The sequence below is a fragment of the Streptomyces catenulae genome, assembly GCF_000718015.1.
Lineage (GTDB): Bacteria > Actinomycetota > Actinomycetes > Streptomycetales > Streptomycetaceae > Streptomyces > Streptomyces catenulae.
Window position 1 is genome coordinate 60,630 of the sequence record NZ_JODY01000031.1, and the last position, 19,268, is coordinate 79,897.

At 71.2% G+C, this 19,268-nt stretch carries 14 protein-coding genes and 1 pseudogene; 13 read left to right on the top strand and 2 right to left on the bottom strand.

The features are described from left to right. Nucleotides 1-226 precede the first annotated feature (226 nt). Entirely contained in the window at nt 227-979 is a 753-nt protein-coding gene (locus IF23_RS0124235; RefSeq protein WP_030287118.1) for a PIG-L deacetylase family protein, read from the bottom strand. A gap of 169 nt (nt 980-1,148) precedes the next feature. Here IF23_RS0124235 and IF23_RS0124240 point away from each other — a divergent pair, with 169 nt between their 5' ends. The 6 genes from IF23_RS0124240 (at nt 1,149) to IF23_RS0124265 (ending at nt 8,303) form a co-directional block, all read left to right on the top strand. Further along, complete coding sequence (locus IF23_RS0124240) at nt 1,149-1,901, top strand: GntR family transcriptional regulator (protein ID WP_030287120.1); 753 nt, start codon at nt 1,149-1,151, stop codon at nt 1,899-1,901. Between the two features lie 275 nt (nt 1,902-2,176). Beyond that, nucleotides 2,177-3,928 carry an APC family permease gene (locus IF23_RS0124245; protein WP_078654228.1) on the top strand — a complete coding sequence of 584 codons (1,752 nt, stop codon included), beginning with the start codon at nt 2,177-2,179 and terminating at the stop codon, nt 3,926-3,928. Nucleotides 3,929-4,172: 244 nt separating this feature from the next. Further along, entirely contained in the window at nt 4,173-4,352 is a 180-nt protein-coding gene (locus IF23_RS0124250) for a hypothetical protein (protein ID WP_030287124.1), read from the top strand. A 58-nt stretch (nt 4,353-4,410) separates the two neighbouring features. Beyond that, a complete protein-coding gene (locus IF23_RS0124255; RefSeq protein ID WP_078654214.1) occupies nt 4,411-4,851 on the top strand; it encodes a (deoxy)nucleoside triphosphate pyrophosphohydrolase in 441 nt (146 codons plus the stop codon). Between the two features lie 171 nt (nt 4,852-5,022). Further along, complete coding sequence (locus IF23_RS0124260) at nt 5,023-5,484, top strand: ATP-binding protein (RefSeq protein ID WP_030287128.1); 462 nt, start codon at nt 5,023-5,025, stop codon at nt 5,482-5,484. 284 nt (nt 5,485-5,768) lie between these two features. Next, complete coding sequence (locus IF23_RS0124265) at nt 5,769-8,303, top strand: SpoIIE family protein phosphatase (protein WP_030287130.1); 2,535 nt, start codon at nt 5,769-5,771, stop codon at nt 8,301-8,303. Between the two features lie 50 nt (nt 8,304-8,353). Here the strand turns inward: IF23_RS0124265 and IF23_RS0124270 are convergent, their stop codons facing one another. After that, on the bottom strand, nt 8,354-8,647 hold the full coding sequence (locus tag IF23_RS0124270) for a hypothetical protein (protein WP_030287132.1): 294 nt from the start codon (nt 8,645-8,647) through the stop codon (nt 8,354-8,356). Between the two features lie 385 nt (nt 8,648-9,032). On the opposite strand from IF23_RS0124270, the gene IF23_RS0124275 reads away from it, so the two are divergent. From IF23_RS0124275 to IF23_RS0124300, 7 genes and pseudogenes are all read left to right on the top strand, one after another. Next, nucleotides 9,033-11,042, top strand: coding sequence for an ABC transporter family substrate-binding protein (locus tag IF23_RS0124275; protein WP_030287134.1), 2,010 nt, complete (start codon nt 9,033-9,035; stop codon nt 11,040-11,042). 242 nt (nt 11,043-11,284) lie between these two features. Beyond that, entirely contained in the window at nt 11,285-13,189 is a 1,905-nt protein-coding gene (gene typA / locus IF23_RS0124280; RefSeq protein WP_030287136.1) for a translational GTPase TypA, read from the top strand. A gap of 461 nt (nt 13,190-13,650) precedes the next feature. Next, nucleotides 13,651-15,276, top strand: coding sequence for a peptide ABC transporter substrate-binding protein (locus IF23_RS0124285; RefSeq protein ID WP_030287138.1), 1,626 nt, complete (start codon nt 13,651-13,653; stop codon nt 15,274-15,276). A gap of 180 nt (nt 15,277-15,456) precedes the next feature. Beyond that, nucleotides 15,457-16,380 carry an ABC transporter permease gene (locus tag IF23_RS0124290; RefSeq protein ID WP_030287140.1) on the top strand — a complete coding sequence of 308 codons (924 nt, stop codon included), beginning with the start codon at nt 15,457-15,459 and terminating at the stop codon, nt 16,378-16,380. Further along, nucleotides 16,373-16,570, top strand: a pseudogene (locus IF23_RS35670) (ABC transporter permease); the annotation flags it as partial. The gene IF23_RS0124290 and the pseudogene IF23_RS35670, both read left to right, overlap by 8 nt. A 72-nt stretch (nt 16,571-16,642) precedes the next feature. Then, nucleotides 16,643-18,154, top strand: coding sequence for a dipeptide/oligopeptide/nickel ABC transporter permease/ATP-binding protein (locus tag IF23_RS35675; RefSeq protein WP_425423882.1), 1,512 nt, complete (start codon nt 16,643-16,645; stop codon nt 18,152-18,154). Next, a complete protein-coding gene (locus IF23_RS0124300; protein ID WP_030287144.1) occupies nt 18,147-19,208 on the top strand; it encodes an ABC transporter ATP-binding protein in 1,062 nt (353 codons plus the stop codon). Before IF23_RS35675 ends, IF23_RS0124300 begins: the two co-directional genes overlap by 8 nt. Nucleotides 19,209-19,268 lie beyond the last annotated feature (60 nt).

The following is a 19,268-nucleotide window of genomic DNA, read 5'->3' on the forward strand; positions in this document are numbered from 1 at the left end:
GGGGCGGCCCCTCATGCGTATCTGCCGAGGCGGGGTCGCTCTCGGCCTTGTCAGGGCGAGGCCATTGCCCTCGCTCGTCTTCGAAAGTCCCCAAAAGGGTTATCCGATCCTGTAGTTGTGGGACCGTTACCGTGGCTCACTCATCGAATCCCCAGCCGTAGGGGTCAATTTCAGCCACGCCGCCCATGGTTGATGACCTTTTTGCGTGAGCTGGTGCCCGTGGTCATCACCGGGAGAACACCTCGAAGCGGACCATCCGGGCCGCGCCGTCCTGTGTCGGGTTCAAGGTCCGGTCAAGGAATTCCCGTGCGTAGGCGGCGGGATCGGTGGTGGGGGGCTCGGGGGAGGCGAGTCCTCTTATGTAGCTGTCGTGGGCGGCGAGGGAGGCCACGGCGCGGTCGAAGCCGTCCCGTATCTCGACCGTGTGGGTGGGGGTGGGGGATCCGGCGACCGCGATCCGGTGGACGCCGTTCCAGGGGAGCAGGTCCTCCTCCGTGGCGAGGTCGGGGAAGATCCAGCGGTTCCCGGCGTCCGTGGCGGCGTCGAGGACGGCGCGGCCGACCGTGCGGTGGTCGGGGGTGTTCCAGTGGCCGCCGGGCCAGGTGTCGTGGTGGTTGAGGGTGAGCAGCAGTTCGGGGCGGTGGCGGCGGAGGGCGGCGGAGAGGTCGCGGCGCAGGGCGAGGGTCGGGGCGAGGGTGCCGTCGGGGTGGTGGAGGAACTCGACGGTGTCGACGCCGACCAGGGCGGCGCCGGTGCGTTCCTCGCGTTCGCGGATCGCGGCGCACTCGGCGGGCGGCAGGCCGTCGATACCGGCTTCGCCGTGGGTGACCAGGAGATAGGTGACGGTGTGCCCGGAGGCGGTCCATTCGGCGACGGCGGCGGCCGCGCCGTACTCCAGGTCGTCGGGGTGGGCGGCGACGGCGAGTGCGCGGTGCCAGTCGTCGGGGAGGGCGGGGAGCGGGGTCGGGGTGCCGGTCATGGGTCTCCCTCGGGTGCGGCCCCCGCGGCGTCCCCGTCACCCCATTTCTTGATCGTTATGCGGGGTGAGCTGGGCGTCATCACATTGGGCGAATTTCTGGCCCAAGGTTGCGGGTGGCGACGCGTAGTTGCCACGCTGTCACCGACTGCCAAGCTGTTGGGAGAGGCACGTGTCTTTCGGTGAGCAGCCCGCGTACCTCCGTGTCGCAGGCGACCTGCGTCAGAAGATCGTCGACGGTGTGCTGCCGCCGCACACCCGCCTCCCCTCGCAGGCACGTATCCGCACCCAGTACGGCGTCTCGGACACCGTCGCGCTGGAGGCGCGCAAGGTGCTGATGGCCGAGGGGCTGGTCGAGGGGCGTTCCGGCTCCGGTACGTATGTGCGCGAGCGCCCGGCCCACCGCCGTATCGCCCGCGCCGGGCACCACACCGGTCCGTCCTGCACGCCGTTCCGGCAGGAGCAGACGGACGAGCGGGTCACCGGCAGCTGGGAGTCGAGCAGTCGGCAGGAGGAGGCGGGCGGCGCGGTCGCCGGGCGGCTGCGGGTCGAGCCGGGCGCGCGGGTGATGCGGACGCGGTACGTCTTCCGCGCGGAGAGCGAGCCGGTGATGGTGTCGACGTCCTGGGAGCCGCTGGAGATCACCGGCCGCACGCCGGTGATGCTGCCCGAGGAGGGGCCGCTGGCGGGGCGCGGGGTGGTCGAGCGGATGGCCGCCATCGACGTCGTGGTGGACAACGTCGTGGAGGAGGTCGGCGCCCGCCCGGGGCTGGCCGAAGAAGCCATGGCGCTGGGCGGTGTGCCGGGCCATGCTGTGCTCGTCATCTCGCGGACGTACTTCGCCGGGGGGCGGCCCGTGGAGACCGCCGATGTGGTCACCCTCGCCGACCGGCACCGCGTGACGTATCACCTGCCGGTCAGATAGATCCGGCGTGACGGGGGCGGGAGGAAGCGAAGAGGGGGACGGGCGTACGGATACGGGGCCTCGGGACGGGTCCTGGTACCGCCCGTAACGCCAGTTTCATGCGGGCTCGTTGTCCGTATTCATTCTTATTTGTCGGCTGCACTGTGCCGTGGGAATAGTCACACCCGCTCGCTGTGGCGGGGCTTTTCGCCGGGTGGGGGAATCCGATCATCCGATTCGCTCTTACGATGGCGAAGTTTGTGCACGGCACGGGGGAAGACCAGGAGACCAAGCACGTGAGCACGACGAAGACCCCGAGCGCGGAGCAGGGCTCGCACTCCAATTACCGCCGGTCCCTAGGGACCATCGCCCTGACCGCCACTGGTCTCGGGTCCATCATCGGCTCCGGTTGGCTCTTCGGGGCCGAGCGGGCCGCTGCCATCGCCGGTCCCGCCGCCATCCTTGCCTGGGTGATCGGCGCGGTCGTCGCACTCACCATCGCCCTGACCTACACCGAGCTGGGGTCGATGTTCCCGAAGGCCGGCGGCATGGTCCGCTACGGCCAGTACTCCCACGGCTCGCTCGCCGGTTACCTCGCGGCGTGGGCCAACTGGATCGCGATCGTTTCCGTGATCCCCGGTGAGGCCACCGCCTCCGTCCAGTACATGAGCTCGTGGGACTTCGGCTGGGCCCAGGCGCTGTACGACGGCAAGGAGCTGACCGGCACCGGCGTCGCCCTCGCCAGCGTGCTGCTGATCTTCTACTTCTTCCTGAACTGGTTCGCGATCACGCTGTTCGCGAAGACCAACACCGCGATCACGGTCTTCAAGGTCGTCGTTCCGATCCTGACCGCGAGCGCGCTGATGATCGCGCACTTCGACACCGGCAACATCAAGGACGCCGGTGGCTTCACGCCGAACGGCTGGAGCTCGGTCTTCACCGCCGTCGCGGTCTCCGGCATCGTCTGGGCCTACAACGGCTTCCAGTCGCCGCTGAACCTCGCCGCCGAGGCGCGCAACCCGGGCCGCTCGCTGCCGAAGGCCGTCATCGGCTCCATCGTCATCGCCCTGGTGATCTACGTCGCCCTGCAGGTCGCGTTCCTGATGGCGGTGCCCGGCGACAAGCTCTCCGCCTCCGGCGGCTGGGCCGGTCTCGGCTACAACTCCCCGCTGGCCGACCTCGCCATCGCCTGGGGCCTGAACTGGCTCGCGATGCTGCTCTACGCGGACGCCTTCATCTCGCCGTCCGGCACCGGCATGATCTACGCCGCCACCACCTCGCGCATGATCCACGGCGTGCAGGAGAACGGCCACCTGCCCGGCATCTTCGGCAAGGTCGACAAGAAGACCGGTGTGCCGCGTCCGGCGCTGGTGCTCAACCTCGTCATCGCCTTCCTGTTCCTCGCGGTCTTCCGCGGCTGGGGCTCGCTGGCGGAGATCGTCTCCGTCGCCACGGTCATCTCGTACATCACCGGCCCCGTCGCCGTGATGTCGCTGCGCCGTCTGGCGCCCGGTCTGAAGCGGCCGGTGCAGCTGAAGGTGATGCCGGTCATCGCCCCGATCGCGATGGTCTTCGGCTCGCTGGTCCTCTACTGGGGCCGCTGGCCGCTCACCGGCAAGGTCATCCTGATCATGGCCGTCGGTCTGCCGGTCTGGGCCTGGTACGAGATCGGCAAGCCGCTCTCCCAGGGCCGCAAGCCGTGGGCCGAGCTGCGCCCGCACCTCAAGGCCGGTGCCTGGATGGTGACGTACCTGCTGGTGATGGCGGTCGTCTCGTACGCGGGTGGCAAGGAGTTCGGCGGCAAGGGCTATCTGCCCGAGGGTGTGGACATCGTCGTGGTCGTCCTGATCGGCCTCGCGTTCTACTTCTGGGGTGTGCGCAGCTCGTGGCGGAACCCCTCGCTGGTCGCGGTCGAGGCCGAGATCCAGGCGGCGGAGCAGGCCGAGGAGTCGGCCGAGAAGGCCACCGTCGGTGCCCAGCGCTCCGGTGAGGGCGACGGTCCCGACGACGAGCGCCCCTCGGACGGCAAGGTCCGCAGCGACGCCTGACCGGCGCCGCGCCCGGGGCCCGTCCCCGCTTCCGCACCACCGAGCCGTACGGCTCCACCGGCCACTCGCAGGTCGTTCCCGGTTCGCCGGGGGCCCGCGGGTGGCCGGTTCGGTTTCTCTTTGTGCCATTCCATATCCGCTGAGTGAAGGTCGGGCGTAGGCTCGGGCATATGCAGAATGCGGTTTCGGTAACGGCCCGGGAGGGGCACGGGATGACGCGCGGTGCTGCGGATGGGGTGGCGTGATGGCTGACGGCGGGACGCGACTGCCCTGGCAGGTCATTCGTCAGGACGAAGGCGGCCACCGCTATCGGGTGGGCCGGTACGCCACCCGCGCGGAGGCCGAGCGGGTCATCGGCGGCCTCGGCGGCGGCGATGACCAGCGGCTCTACGTGGTGGAGAAGATGGATGTGACGGCGGGCTGAGCGGGTTGCGGGGCGTGGTGTGCGCCGTAGGCTGCCGCGTATGACGACGGTGCGTGTGGTGGTGGGCGGCGCGGTGCTCGACCGGGGGCGGCTGCTGGCCGCCCGGCGCAGCGCGCCACCCGCGCTGGCCGGTCGCTGGGAGCTGCCCGGCGGCAAGGTGGAGGACGGTGAGAGCCCCGAGCAGGCGCTCGTGCGTGAGCTGCGCGAGGAGCTGGGCGTCGAGGTCGAGCCGCTGGAGCCGATCGCCGGTGAGTGGGGGCTGCGCCCGGGGTTCGTGTTGCGGGTGTGGGTCGCCAGGCTGGTCTCTGGCGAGCCGCGGCCGCTCCAGGACCACGACGAGCTGCGCTGGCTGGAGCCGGACGAGGAGCTGTCGGTGGACTGGCTGGACCAGGACCGTCCGGCCGTCGCCGCCGCGATGCGGCTGCTGCGGGAGGGCACGGACGCCGCGTCGCGTCCGCCGTCGCGCGGCACCGTGCCCGGCGGGCGGGCCCCGCTCTGAGCGCGCCGGGCCGCCGGTGGTCCGCGCGCCGCGGCGGTGGGCCCGGCCGGGCGAGGCGTTCGTCCGGGTGGCGTGGGCGGCCGCGCGCGGGCGGTACGGGCGGGCGATTATCGGGTATGTCCTGAATGACCCTTTTGTAGGCGGGTGTGGTGGTCCACCGCACCATGGGAAGTGATCGGCGTGAGCGACAGCGGAGCGGCAGGGGCCCCCGATTCGGCACACGCCGCCGTCCGCCGTCGAGGCACGGTCCCCGGGGCGTCCGCCGTCGCCGGATGGAGCTTCCCCGCCGAGCCCGGAGCCGTCCGTACCGCGCGGGCCACGGTCCGCTCGACCCTCGCCGACTGGGGTCTGGAGGGCGTCGCCGACACCGCCGTCCTGCTCGTCAGCGAGCTGGTCACCAACTCCCTGACGTACGCCAGCGGCCCGATCGGCGTCCGGCTGGAACGGCTCGGCGGCGGACTCCTCGTCGAGGTCTCCGATCCGCTGCCCGATCCGCCGCTGGAGCGCGCCGCCACCCCCGACGACGAGGGCGGACGCGGACTGCAACTGGTCGCCCGGGCCTCCCGGCGCTGGGGGACGCGGCACGGCAAGAGCGGCAAGACCGTGTGGTTCGAGCTGTCGGTGGCTGGTTAGGAGACAGGTGGATCCGGTCGACACGCGTCGTTGCCCATTCGTCGACAAACCGTGCCGGAGCCGCGATCGAGACTGTGCTGTGATCGTGAAGACCGTGTTCCGAAGTGCCGAGGTGCTGATTTACTCGGCAGGTCCGGTCCGGGCACGATGAGCTGGAGGGGACGGGGCTCGTGAGCGAGTTGTCATCCGGCGGGACGGTTCCCGCGCAGACCGCAGGTCACGGCGGCAAGGGGCAGGGCGACCCGGCCCTCGTCCCGCCCGAGCGCGTGGCGCAGGAGCCGCCGGTGTGGCAGTCCGGCCGACCCGGTTCGATCTACGACTACATCCGCCTCGCGTCCTTCTCCCTCGGGCCCGACGGCCGGATCGACGGCTGGAGCGAGCGCGCCGCCGACCTGCTCGGCATCTCCGCCGCCCAAGCCGTCGGCAAGGACCCCGTCGAGGCGTTCGTCCCCCACGAGCTGCGCGAGAGCGGGCACCGCGCGGTCTCCCGGATCCTGGACGGCCGGGAGTGGACCGGTCTGGTGCCCTACCGCCGCGCCGACGGCGGCGACGGGCTCGCCGAGATCTACGTCATGCCGTCCGCCACGGAGGACGGCGAGCGGGCCGCGCTCTGTCTCGTCGTCGACGTCAAGGCGCTGCGCGGCATCGAGACCGACCTCGCCGCCGCACAGGCGGTCTTCGGCCAGTCCCCGGTGGGCTTCACCCTCTTCGACACCCGGCTGCGGCTGCTCCGCGTCAACGAGCGCTTCGCCACCGTCTTCGGCGGCCCGGCGAGCAAGTACCGAGGTGGCACCCCGTACGACTTCCTGCCGCGGGCCGAGGCCGAGCGGATGACGGTGGCGCTGCGCCGGGTGCTGGACACCGGCGAGGCGGTGACCGAGATGCAGCTGGTCGGCGTGGTGCCCGGCGCGGAGGACCGGCGCCGCTGGTCGGTCTCGCTCTACCGGCTGCACGGCGCCAGCGGCCGCCCCATCGGCGTCGCCGCCCTCGCCTCCGACGTCACCGGGCGCCGCCGCGCCGAACGCGAGGCCGCCAACGCCCGGCGCAACCTCGCGCTGCTCAACGAGGCGGGCGCCCGCATAGGCAACTCCCTCGACCTGGAGACCACCGCCCGCACCCTCCTCGACGTCGCCGTCCCGCAGTTCTGCGATCTGGCCTCCGTCGACCTCTACCAGGGGCTGCTGGCGGGCGACGAGGCGCCGCCCGGGATGAGCGACGGCAGCGCGGAGCTGCGCCGCGTCGCGTTCTCCAGCGCCGTCTCCGACGCGCCGCTCGCCACCATGCCCGCTGTGCCCGAGGGCGGGCCGGTCGCGGTCGGCGCGGTCCACCGCTACCCGTTCAACTCCCCGTGCGCGGGCGCGCTGCGCACCGCCCAGGCGCAGATCGTGCCGGGGCGGGAGAGCGAGGAGGGTCGCGAGCTGGGCGCCGTGGTGCACTCCACGCTCGCGGTGCCGATGGTCGCCCGGGACACCGTCGTCGGACTGGTGCAGTTCTCCCGGACGAAGGGCAGCGAGCCGTTCGGCGAGCGGGACACCGCGCTCGCCGTGGAGCTGGCGGCCCGCGCTGCGGTCTGCATCGACAACGCCCGGCTCTACCGCCGCGAGCACGAGCGGGCGCTGATGCTCCAGCGCAGCCTGCTGCCGCCCGGCGACCCGGAGGCCGCCGGTCTCGACATCGCCTGCCGCTATCTGCCGGGCACCACCGCCACCGAGGTCGGCGGCGACTGGTTCGACGTCATCGAGCTGCCCGGCCACCGCACCGCGCTGGTCGTCGGCGACGTCATGGGCCGCGGGCTGCGCGCCGCCGTCGCCATGGGCGAGCTGCGCACCGCCGTGCGCACGCTGGCCCTCCTCGACCTGGAACCGGCCGAGGTGCTGGCCGCGCTGGACGAGGTCGCCCGCGGGCTGGGCGGCGGCGAGGGCCGCGGCGGCAAGCGCTCCGCGACCGGCCGCTCCCCGGCCCCCGGCGTCCCGCACGCCGCCGGGACCGCCGACCTCTCCGAGGTCTACCTCGCCACCTGCGTCTACGCCGTCTACGACCCGATCACCCGCCGCTGCACCTTCGCCAACGCCGGGCATCTGCCGCCGGTGCTGGTCGAGGAGGGCGCCGAGGCGGTGCTGCTGGACGTACCGCCGGGGATGCCGCTGGGGGTGGGCGGCGAGCCGTTCGAGGAGACCGAGGTGGAGCTGGCGGACGGCGCGCTGCTCGCCCTCTACACCGACGGCCTCGTCGAGTCCCGCGACCATCCGCTGGACGAGGGACTGGAGGCGTTCCGCAGCGCGCTCGACGCCGACCGGCCGCTGGAGGACGCCTGCGACCACGTCCTGTCCACCCTGGACACCTCGCACGGCGAGGACGACATCGCGCTGCTGATGGCCCGGGTGCACGGGCTGCCCAAGGACGCGGTGGGGGACTGGAGCCTGGCGCCGGAGGCCCGGTCGGTGGCGCGCGCCCGGGAGCTGGCCCGCGACCAGCTGACCGACTGGGGCCTGACGGAGCTGGTGGACACCACCGAGCTGCTCGTCAGCGAACTGGTCACCAACGCGCTGCGGCACGGTCACGGCGAGATCCGGCTGCGGCTGCTCCGCGACCGGTCATTGGTGTGCGAGGTCTGGGACGCCGACCTCGCCCAGCCGCGCCGCCGCCGCGCCCGCGACACCGACGAGGGCGGCCGCGGCCTCCAGCTGGTGGGCCTGCTCAGCGCGGGCTGGGGCAGCAGACGCACCCCGCGCGGCAAGACGGTCTGGTTCGAACTGGCGCTGCCCGACGGCGATCATCCGGCGCCGGATCCGACCGAGGCGTTGCTGAGCATGTTCTGAACGGCGGGCCCCGCGGGTGCGGGGCCCGTTTCCGTGGGCGGGGCGCCCGCTCAGGGGGCGTGCCGGTCCTTGGCCCCCAGACCCTCGTCGTCCGCGTCGGACCACAGGGCGGAGTCGTACGGGGCGTCGGGGACGGGGACGACGCGGTCGCCGTCGGTCCGGGTGGTGTGGGCGGTACCGGCTCCGGCGCGCAGCAGGCGCAGGCTGTCGCCCAGGTGGTCGGTGTCGGTGCGCACCCGGCGGACGTCGAGCCCGTCGCCGAGCCGCCGCTCCAGCCGCTCCACGGCGCGGGCCAGCTCGTCCAGGGTGCGTTCGGCCGCCGTCAGCTCGTCGTGAAGGGACATGGTCCGCCCTCTCTGCCGAAAACGTCGTCCGGGAAGGCCGTCGGCGCCGGGGCGAGGTCTCCGGAGCACGGGGACGACCTCCTACGTCCCGAGTGTCCCGCGTCGCGGAGAGGCGGGAAAGGCGGGGAGCCGGGGCGCCCGCCGCACCGGGGGCGCGGCCCGGCTCCCCGGGCCCGCCGACCGCCGGGCCGGAGCCCGCTCCCGCGCCGCCCGCGGGGCTCTTCCGCCGGGCGGGTGGCCTTGCGCCGGGGCGTCGCCGTGTCGGGCGGCCGGGCCGTCCCCGGTCGCCTTCAGTGGGGGTGCCATAGATGTGATGAGCCGCCAAGTGGGCCGGACGTGTCGCGGCGGCTCGGCGCGGCGTCGGCGAGCCCCGGAGGTAACAGCCATGACCGACCACGTCAGCCCAGGCCGCGCCGTGCGCCGCGCCGCCCTCCTCGCGGCGGGGGTGCTGGCGCTGCCGGTCCTGGCCGGGTGCGCGGACGACGACGGGGGCGGTGCCGCGGGCCTCGCCCAGGACATCGCGGCGGCGCCCCGCGGCCGGGTCGCCAACGGCGGCACCGTCCGCTGGGCGGTCGACACCCTGCCCGGCACCCTCAACGCCTTCCACACCGACGCCGACGCGGCCACCACCCAGGTCACCGGCGCCGTCCTGCCGTCCCTCTTCACCCCCGACCGCACCGGCACCCCGCAGCGCAACGCCGACTACCTCACCGCCGCCGAGGTCACCAGGCGCGAACCCCGGCAGGTCGTCGTCTACAAGCTCAACCCCAAGGCCCGCTGGAGCGACGGCCGCCCGATCGGCGCCGCCGACTTCCTCGCCCAGTGGAAGGCGCTGCGCGGCACCGACCACGCGTACTGGACCGCCCGCAACACCGGCTACGACCGCATCGCCCAGGTCGAACAGGGCGCCGGGCCGCACGAGGTCAAGGTCACCTTCGCCCGGCCCTACGCGGACTGGCAGGCGCTGTTCACCCCGCTCTACCCGAAGTCCGTCATGGCCAGTGCCGACGACTTCAACGACGGCGCCCGCGACCGGCTCCCGGTGACCGCCGGACCGTTCACCGTCGGCGACCGCAACTCCGGCGGCGGCACCCTCACCCTGGAACGCGACCGCCACTGGTGGGGCGCGCCCGCCAAGCTCGACCGGCTGGAGCTGCGCGCCGTCCCGCGCGCCAAGCGGGCCGAGGCGCTCAGCTCCGGGGACGTCGATGTCGCCGCGGTCGACGCGACGGTCGCGAAGAAGATCGACGAGGCGGGTGGCGGCGCCGCCCCCGCCGGGGTCCCCAAGAGCGTCCACGCGGGCAACGCGGGCGCCCAGGCGGAGGGCGGCGAGGACACCCCGCGCGGTGAGGTCGCCGCCGACGCCGTCCGCGCCCAGGCCGCCGCCCGCGGCTCCGAGGCGGCTGCCGCCGAGGCCCGCGCCGCGGCCGCGACGAAGACGCTGCGCGGCTACACCGTCCGCCGGGCCCTGCAACCCGCGTACACCCAGCTCGCGCTGAACGGCGGCAGCGGGCCGCTCGCCGACAACCGGGTGCGGCGCGCGGTGGCCCGCGCCATCGACCGCCAGGCCCTCGCCGACACCGTCCTCAAACCGCTGCGGCTGCCCGCCACCACCCCCGGCAGCCATCTGCTGCTGGCCGGACAGGAGGGGTACGCCGACCACAGCGACGCCGTCGGCGGTACGGACACCGACGCCGCGAAGACGCTGCTCGCGGACGCCGGATGGCGCTCGGGCCGCGGCGGGCGGCCGTCGTCGCAGCCCGCCCAGGGGGACGCGCAGGCCGGTCACGGCGGCGCCCCCGGTGACGCCGCCGCGGGCGGCAAGGAGAAGGCGGGCGAGCAGATCGCGGCGCGGGGGCCCGCGGTGAAGAAGGACGGCCGGCCGCTCACCCTGCGCTTCGTCGTCCCGGACGGCCCCGCCTCCGCGGAGCTGCGCACCGTCGGCCACCGGATCGCCACGATGCTCTCCCGGATCGGCATCGCCACCGCCGTCCAGAAGGTCGCCGAGGACCGGTACTTCCAGGACCACATCGAGGCCGGCGACTACGACCTCGCGCTCTACTCCTGGCCCGGCTCCGCCTACCCGTCGACCGACGCCCGGCCGGTCTACGCCAAGCCGCAGCCCGCGCCGGACGGTTCGCTCAGCGTCGGGCAGAACTACACCCGCGTCGGCTCCGACCGCGTCGACCAGCTCTTCGATGAGGCGGTCTCCGACCTCGACCCGAAGGCCGCGCGGGAGGCGCTGAACAAGGCCGACGCCCGGATCTGGGCGGCGGCCGGGTCGATCCCGCTCTACCAGCGGCCCGAGTTGGTCGCCACGAAGAGGTCCCTCGTCAACATCGGCTCCTTCGGCTTCGCCGCCCCGCGCTTCCAGGACATCGGCTACGCGAAGTGAGCCCCGGCCCGCCGCCGCGCCGCACCCGGCTGACGGCGCGGCGGCGGGCGGGCGAAATCCGGTCGGCGCGGGCCCGGACAATCGGTGAGAACGCCCAGGTCAGCCTTGGTGCGGACGGGCTGGGGCGGCCGAAGCCGCGACAGCCACGTACCATGGGGTGAGGCCGTGGCTTCTCATGCCCGGCAGGCGCGCGTGCCGGACCGTACGCGCCGCCCACCACGATTCCGGGAGAAGCGCCGCAAGTGCCCACGCGCCACGACATCCGTAACGTCGCCATCGTCGCCCACGTCGACCACGGCAAGACGACCATCGTCGACGCCATGCTCAAGCAGGCGGGGGCCTTCGCCGCTCACCAGCTCGACTCCGTCGACGACCGGGTCATGGACTCCAACGACCTGGAGCGCGAGAAGGGCATCACCATTCTCGCGAAGAACACCGCGGTCAAGTACCACCCCAAGGACGGTGGCGACCCGATCACGATCAACATCATCGACACCCCGGGCCACGCCGACTTCGGTGGCGAGGTCGAGCGTGGTCTGTCGATGGTCGACGCGGTCGTGCTGCTGGTCGACGCCTCCGAGGGCCCGCTGCCGCAGACCCGCTTCGTGCTCCGCAAGGCGCTCTCGCAGCGCCTGCCGGTGATCCTCTGCATCAACAAGACGGACCGCCCGGACTCGCGGATCGACGAGGTCGTCAACGAGACCTACGACCTCTTCCTCGACCTGGACGCCGACGAGGACCAGATCGAGTTCCCGATCGTCTACGCGTGCGGCCGTGACGGCATCGCCTCGCTGACCAAGCCGGAGGACGGCACCGTCCCGGCGGACTCCACCAACCTGGAGCCGTTCTTCTCCACGCTGCTCCAGCACGTCCCGGCGCCGGAGTACGACGAGACCGCCCCGCTCCAGGCCCACGTCACCAACCTCGACGCGGACAACTTCCTCGGCCGTATCGCGCTGCTCCGTGTCGAGCAGGGCGAGCTGCGCAAGGGCCAGACCGTGGCCTGGATGAAGCGTGACGGTTCGATCTCCAACGTCCGCATCACCGAGCTGATGATGACCGAGGCGCTGACCCGCAAGCCCGCCGAGGTCGCCGGTCCCGGTGACATCTGCGCGGTCGCCGGTATCCCCGACATCATGATCGGCGAGACGCTGGCCGACCCGGAGAACCCGGTCGCGCTGCCGCTGATCACGGTCGACGAGCCCGCGATCTCGATGACCATCGGTACCAACACCTCGCCGCTGGTCGGCCGGGGCGGCACCGGCAAGGGCGCGGACGCCAAGGCCGCGGTCAAGGACCGCAAGGTCACCGCCCGCCAGGTCAAGGACCGCCTCGACCGCGAGCTGATCGGTAACGTCTCGCTCCGCGTCCTGGACACCGAGCGCCCCGACGCCTGGGAGGTGCAGGGCCGTGGTGAGCTGGCGCTGGCCATCCTGGTCGAGCAGATGCGCCGTGAGGGCTTCGAGATGACCATCGGCAAGCCGCAGGTGGTCACCAAGCAGGTCGACGGCAAGACCCACGAGCCGGTCGAGCGCATGACGGTCGACGTGCCCGAGGAGCACATGGGCGCGGTCACCCAGCTCATGGGCACCCGTAAGGGCCGGATGGACAACATGTCCAACCACGGCTCCGGTTGGGTCCGTATGGAGTTCGTCGTCCCCTCGCGTGGTCTGATCGGCTTCCGCACGGAGTTCCTGACCAACACCCGCGGTACCGGTATCGCCCACTCCATCCACGAGGGCCACGAGCCGTGGTTCGGCGAGCTGAAGACCCGTAACAACGGTTCGCTGGTCGCCGACCGCTCCGGTGCGGTCACCGCGTTCGCGATGACCAACCTCCAGGAGCGCGGTGTGCTCTTCACCGAGCCGGGCACCGAGGTGTACGAGGGCATGATCGTCGGCGAGAACTCCCGCGCCGACGACATGGACGTCAACATCACCAAGGAGAAGAAGCTCACCAACATGCGCTCCTCCTCCGCGGACTCCTTCGAGGCGATCGTGCCGCCGCGGAAGCTCTCCCTGGAGCAGTCGCTGGAGTTCTGCCGCGACGACGAGTGCGTCGAGGTGACCCCGGAGGCGGTCCGTATCCGCAAGGTCGTCCTCGACCAGAAGGAGCGCGGCCGTACCGCGTCGCGCGCCAAGCGCTGACGCACCGCCGAACGAACGAAGCGCCCCGCGGGACTCCGGTCCGGCGGGGCGCTTCGCCGTGTACGGGGACGGCCGCCCGGCCTGGGGGCGTCGGGCTTTTACCGCGAGGAATTGATCTTGTCAATGGCGGCTTGGTCCCGACCATTCGGTGATGCGTCCGCTATTCGATCGCTTCCTCAGTGACATTGCCCACCTCGTCCCTTTCCTGCACGTGTGGATAGTTTGCTTTGTCCGAATTTCGAACTCCCTAAGAAAGAGATGTGACCTAATCGAGACCGCTTACGCGTGGTTTATGGCCGGAACGTGACTGAGACTGGGCGGTATTGAGCTCGGGTCAATGGGTCACGCGCCGTAAGAAGCGCCGACTCACGAGCATCGGGGGCTGGTTGTGGACTGTCAGGGGTGTCAGTCGCGCCGGCTCCTTTCCATATCGAGAGATGGACTCATGAGGAGGCAAGCCCATGCGCGGTGCCAAGAGCGCCACCTGGGTCGCAGGAGCGATAGTCGTGGCCCTGGGGGCCACTGCCTGTGGCGGCGGCAGCAGTGCGAGCGCCGAACCCGGCGTCGTCCGGGCCAACTGGGGTGACCCGCAGAACCCGCTGGAGCCCGCCAACACCAACGAGGTGCTCGGCGGCAAGGTCCTCGACATGATCTTCAGCAACCTGAAGAGCTACGACCCGAAGACCGGCGAGGCCAAGAACGACGTCGCGCAGTCCATCGACACCAAGGACCAGCAGACCTTCACCGTCAAGGTGAAGAAGGGCGAGAAGTTCTCCAACGGCGAGCCGGTGACGGCCCGTTCGTTCGTCGACGCCTGGAACTACGGCGCGCTGGCCACCAACGCCCAGAAGAACTCGTACTTCTTCGCCGACATCAAGGGCTACGACAAGGTCGCGCCCGCCGAGGGCAAGCCGACCGCGAAGACCCTCTCGGGCCTCAAGGTCACAGACGACCACACCTTCACCGTCACGCTGAACGAGAAGATGTCGACCTGGCCGCTGCGCCTGGGCTACAAGGCGTTCGCGCCGCTGCCCAAGTCGTTCTTCAGCGACCACGACGGCTACCTCGCCAAGCCCGTCGGCAACGGTCCGTACGCCGTGGACTCGTACGACAAGGGCAAGCAGATGAAGCTCGTCCCCAACACGCACTACACCGGGGACGACAAGCCGCAGAACAAGGGCGTGCTGCTCAAGGTCTACACCGACTCCAACGCCGCCTACGCGGACCTGCAGTCCGGCAACCTCGACGTCGACGACGACGTGCCCGCCGAGCAGATCCGCAACGCCAAGTCGGACCTGAAGGGCAACTACCTCTCGCAGCCCGCGGGCGTGAACCAGGTCGTCACCTTCCCGCTGTACAAGGACAGCTGGAACAAGCCGGGCATGGAGAAGGTCCGCAAGGGCCTGTCCATGGCGATCGACCGCAAGGCGATCACCGAGAAGGTCTACAACGGCACCCGCACCCCGGCGACCGACCTGACCTCGCCCGTCCTCGGCGACGCCAACGGCTACAGCAAGGACGTCTGCGGCGACACCTGCACGTACAACCCCACCGAGGCGAAGAAGCTGATCAAGGAGGGCGGCGGCCTTCCCGGCGGGAAGATGACGATCAGCTACAACGCCGACAAGGACTCCCACAAGCAGTGGGTGGACGCCGTCTGCAACAGCATCAACACCGTGCTGGGCGACGACAAGGCGTGCGTCGGCAACCCCGTCGGCACCTTCGGTGACTTCCGTAACCAGATCACCAAGCAGGAGATGACCCAGCCGTTCCGCGCCGGCTGGCAGATGGACTACCCGCAGATCGAGAACTTCCTGACCCCGCTGTACGCGACCGGCGGCGCCTCCAACGACGCCAAGTTCAGCGACCCGAAGTTCGACGCGCTGCTCAAGCAGGCGGGCGCCGAACCGGACGTCAAGAAGGCCACCGACCTCTACAAGCAGGCCGAGAAGATCGTCCTCGACAAGGTCGTCAGCATCCCGCTCTGGTACCAGAACGGCACCGCCGGATGGTCCGAGCATGTCTCGGGCGTCCAGCTGAACGCCTTCAGCCTCCCGGTCTTCACCCAGATCAAGGTCAAGGGCTGACCGACGCGGCCCCCCTGTGAGAAGGCCGACGGGCGGTAACCGCCCGTCGGCCCCTCGGGGTTGGCCCCGCGCGCGAGAACACACCCGCACACGGCGGCGAGAGCAGCCGGTCACGTCCGCGACCACCCGGTCCCGGACGCGGCCCGGCCGCCCCCGCGTCGGCGCTTTACTGGAGGACACATGGGGCGCTACGTCATCCGACGCCTGCTCCAGATGGTGCCCGTCTTCATCGGCACCACTTTCTTGATCTTCGTCATGGTCTACGCACTCGGCGACCCCGTCGCCGCGATGTTCGGAGACCGGACGCCCGATCCGGCCACCGCCGCCCAGATCCGGGAATCCCTGCACCTCAACGACCCGCTCTGGAGCCAGTACCTCCAGTACATGGCCGGTATCTTCCGCGGCGACTTCGGCACCGCCTTCAACGGCACGCCCGTCGCCGAACTGATGGGCTCGGCCTTCCCCAACACCATCAAGCTGACGCTGGTGGCCTTCGCCATCGAGGTCGTCGTCGGCGTCGGGCTCGGCATCGTCGCCGGGATGCGCCGCGGCCGTCTCGTCGACACCGGCGTGCTGGTCTTCACCCTGCTGGTGATCTCCATCCCGACGTTCGTCACCGGCTATCTGCTCCAGTACTTCATCGGCGTCAAGCTCGCCTGGGCCGCCCCGGCGGTCTCGAACGATGTCGCCTTCGGCGAACTGCTGCTGCCCGGCATCGTGCTGGCCGGTGTCTCCCTCGCGTACGTCGCCCGGCTCACCCGGACCTCGATCGCCGAGAACATCCGCTCCGACTACATCCGCACCGCCACCGCCAAGGGCCTGCCCCGGCGGCGCGTCGTCGGTGTCCACCTGCTGCGGAACTCGCTGATCCCGGTGATCACCTTCCTCGGCACCGACATCGGCGCCCTGATGGGCGGCGCGATCGTCACCGAGCGGATCTTCAACATCCAGGGCGTCGGCTACCAGCTCTACCAGGGCATCCTGCGGCAGAACGCGCCGACCGTCGTCGGCTTCGTGACCATCCTCGTGGTCGTCTTCCTCGCCGCCAACCTGATCGTCGACCTGCTCTACGCGGTCCTGGACCCGAGGATCCGTTATGCCTGAGATCACCGAACAGGCCCCCGCGACCGAGGCGGCGGCCGCGCCGCGCAGCCTGTGGGGCGACGCCTGGCGCGACCTGCGCCGCAACCCGATCTTCTACATCTCCGCCGTCCTCATCCTCTTCCTGGTCCTCATCTCGATCTGGCCGAGCCTGCTGACCGGCACCAGCCCCTACGCCTGCGACCTCGGCCGCTCCCAGCAGGGCCCGGCGCCCGGCCACCCCTTCGGCTTCACCACCCAGGGCTGCGACGTGTACGCCCGCACGGTGTACGGGGCCCGCGCCTCCGTCGTCGTCGGCATCTGCACCACCCTGCTCGCCGCCCTCCTCGGCTGTGTCTTCGGCGGGCTCGCCGGATTCTTCGGCGGCTGGTGGGACGCGGTGCTCTCGCGGATCGGCGACATCTTCTTCGGCATCCCGGTGCTGCTCGGCGGCATCGTCTTCCTCTCCGTCATCAAGGGCGGCTCGATCTTCACCGTCGTGCTGCTGATGTCGGTCCTGGGCTGGCCGCAGATCGCCCGTATCGCCCGCTCCGCGGTCATCTCCGCCAAGCAGCAGGACTATGTGCAGGCGGCCCGCGCCCTCGGCGCGAGCACCCCGCGGATGCTGCTGCGGCACATCGCGCCCAACGCGCTCGCGCCTGTCATCGTCGTGGCGACCATCGCGCTCGGTACGTACATCTCGCTGGAGGCGACGCTCTCGTTCCTCGGCGTCGGCCTCAAGCCGCCGACGGTCTCCTGGGGCATCGACATCTCGTCCGCCGCCACCCAGATCCGTAACGCGCCGCACATGCTGCTGTGGCCGGCGGGGGCGCTGAGCATCACGGTGCTGGCGTTCATCATGCTCGGCGACGCGGTCCGCGACGCCCTCAACGGCGTCAACTACAGCGTGTCGGCGGGCGAGACGCTGGCCGTGCTCGGCGAGTCCGGGTCCGGCAAGTCCGTCACCGCCCAGGCGATCATGGGCATCCTCGACATGCCCCCGGCGAAGATCCCGCGCGGTGAGATCCGCTTCCGGGGCGAGGACATGCTCACCATGTCCGCCGATGCCCGCCGCCGACTGCGCGGCGCCAAGATCGCCATGATCTTCCAGGACGCGCTCTCCTCGCTGAACCCGGTGCTGACCGTCGGCTACCAGCTCGGCGAGATGTTCCGCGTCCACCAGGGGCTGTCCAAGAAGGCGGCGCTGGCCAAGGCGGTCGAGCTGATGGACCGGGTCAAGATCCCGGCGGCGAGGAGCCGGGCGGGGGACTTCCCGCACCAGTTCTCCGGCGGGATGCGCCAGCGCATCATGATCGCGATGGCGCTGGCCCTGGAGCCCGACCTGATCATCGCCGACGAGCCGACGACGGCTCTCGATGTCACCGTCCAGGCCCAGGTCATGGACCTCCTCGCGGAGTTGCAGGCCGAGTACCACATGGGCCTCATCCTCATCACCCACGACCTCGGCGTCGTCGCCGATGTCGCCGACAAGATCGCGGTGATGTACGCGGGCCGGATCGTGGAGACCGCGCCCGTCCACGAGCTGTACAAGAACCCGGCGCACCCGTACACCCGCGGGCTGCTGGACTCCATCCCGCGCCTGGACCAGAAGGGCCAGGAGCTGTACGCGATCAAGGGGTTGCCGCCCAACCTCCTGAACATCCCGCAGGGCTGCGCCTTCCACCCGCGCTGCCCCAAGGCACAGGACCTCTGCCGTACCGACACCCCGGCGCTGCACACCCTCGGCGAAGGCCGCCGCAGCGCCTGCCACTTCTGGAAGGAGACGGTCAATGGCTGAGCCGGTCAAGGCGGTTGCCGCGGACGGCCGGGAGCCGATCCTCCAGGTCCGCGGCCTCGTCAAGCACTTCCCGCTGACCCGCGGGGTGCTGGTGAAGAAGCAGGTCGGCGCGGTCAAGGCGGTCGACGGGGTCTCCTTCGACCTCTACCGGGGCGAGACCCTCGGCATCGTGGGGGAGTCGGGCTGCGGCAAGTCCACCGTCGCCAAGCTGCTGATGAACCTGGAGCGGGCCACCGCCGGTGAGGTCTTCTACCGCGGCGAGGACATCACCAAGCTGTCGGGGCGCGCGCTGAAGGCGGTGCGCCGCAACATCCAGATGGTGTTCCAGGACCCGTACACCTCGCTCAACCCGCGGATGACCGTCGGCGACATCATCGGCGAGCCCTTCGAGATCCACCCCGAGGTGGCGCCCAAGGGCGACCGGCGGCGCAAGGTCCAGGAACTGCTGGACGTGGTCGGGCTCAACCCGGAATACCTCAACCGCTATCCGCACCAGTTCTCCGGCGGCCAGCGCCAGCGCATCGGTATCGCCCGTGGCCTGGCGCTCAACCCGGAGATCATCATCTGCGACGAGCCGGTCTCCGCGCTCGACGTCTCCGTCCAGGCGCAGGTCATCAACCTGATGGACCGGCTCCAGCAGGAGTACGACCTCAGCTACCTCTTCATCGCCCACGACCTGTCGATCGTCCGGCACATCTCCGACCGGGTCGGCGTGATGTACCTGGGGCGGATGGCGGAGATCGGCACCGACGCCGAGATCTACGACCACCCCACGCACCCGTACACCCAGGCGCTGCTCTCCGCGGTGCCGGTGCCCGACCCGGAGGCGCGCGAGGGCCGCGACCGGATCATCCTCACCGGCGATGTGCCCTCCCCGGCCGACCCGCCGTCCGGCTGCCGCTTCCGCACCCGCTGCTGGAAGGCCGAGGAGCGGTGCGCGACCGAGACCCCGGAGCTGGCCGTCCCGGTCCGCTTCCGCGACGAGGCGTCCCCGGCGGCCCACCCGTCGGCCTGCCACTTCGCGGAGGTCCGGGACGTGGTGGGGGCCGCGTAGGACGGCCGCGTACGGCTTCGGGCCGGGCCCCGCCCCCGTGGCGGGTCCCGGCCCGACGTG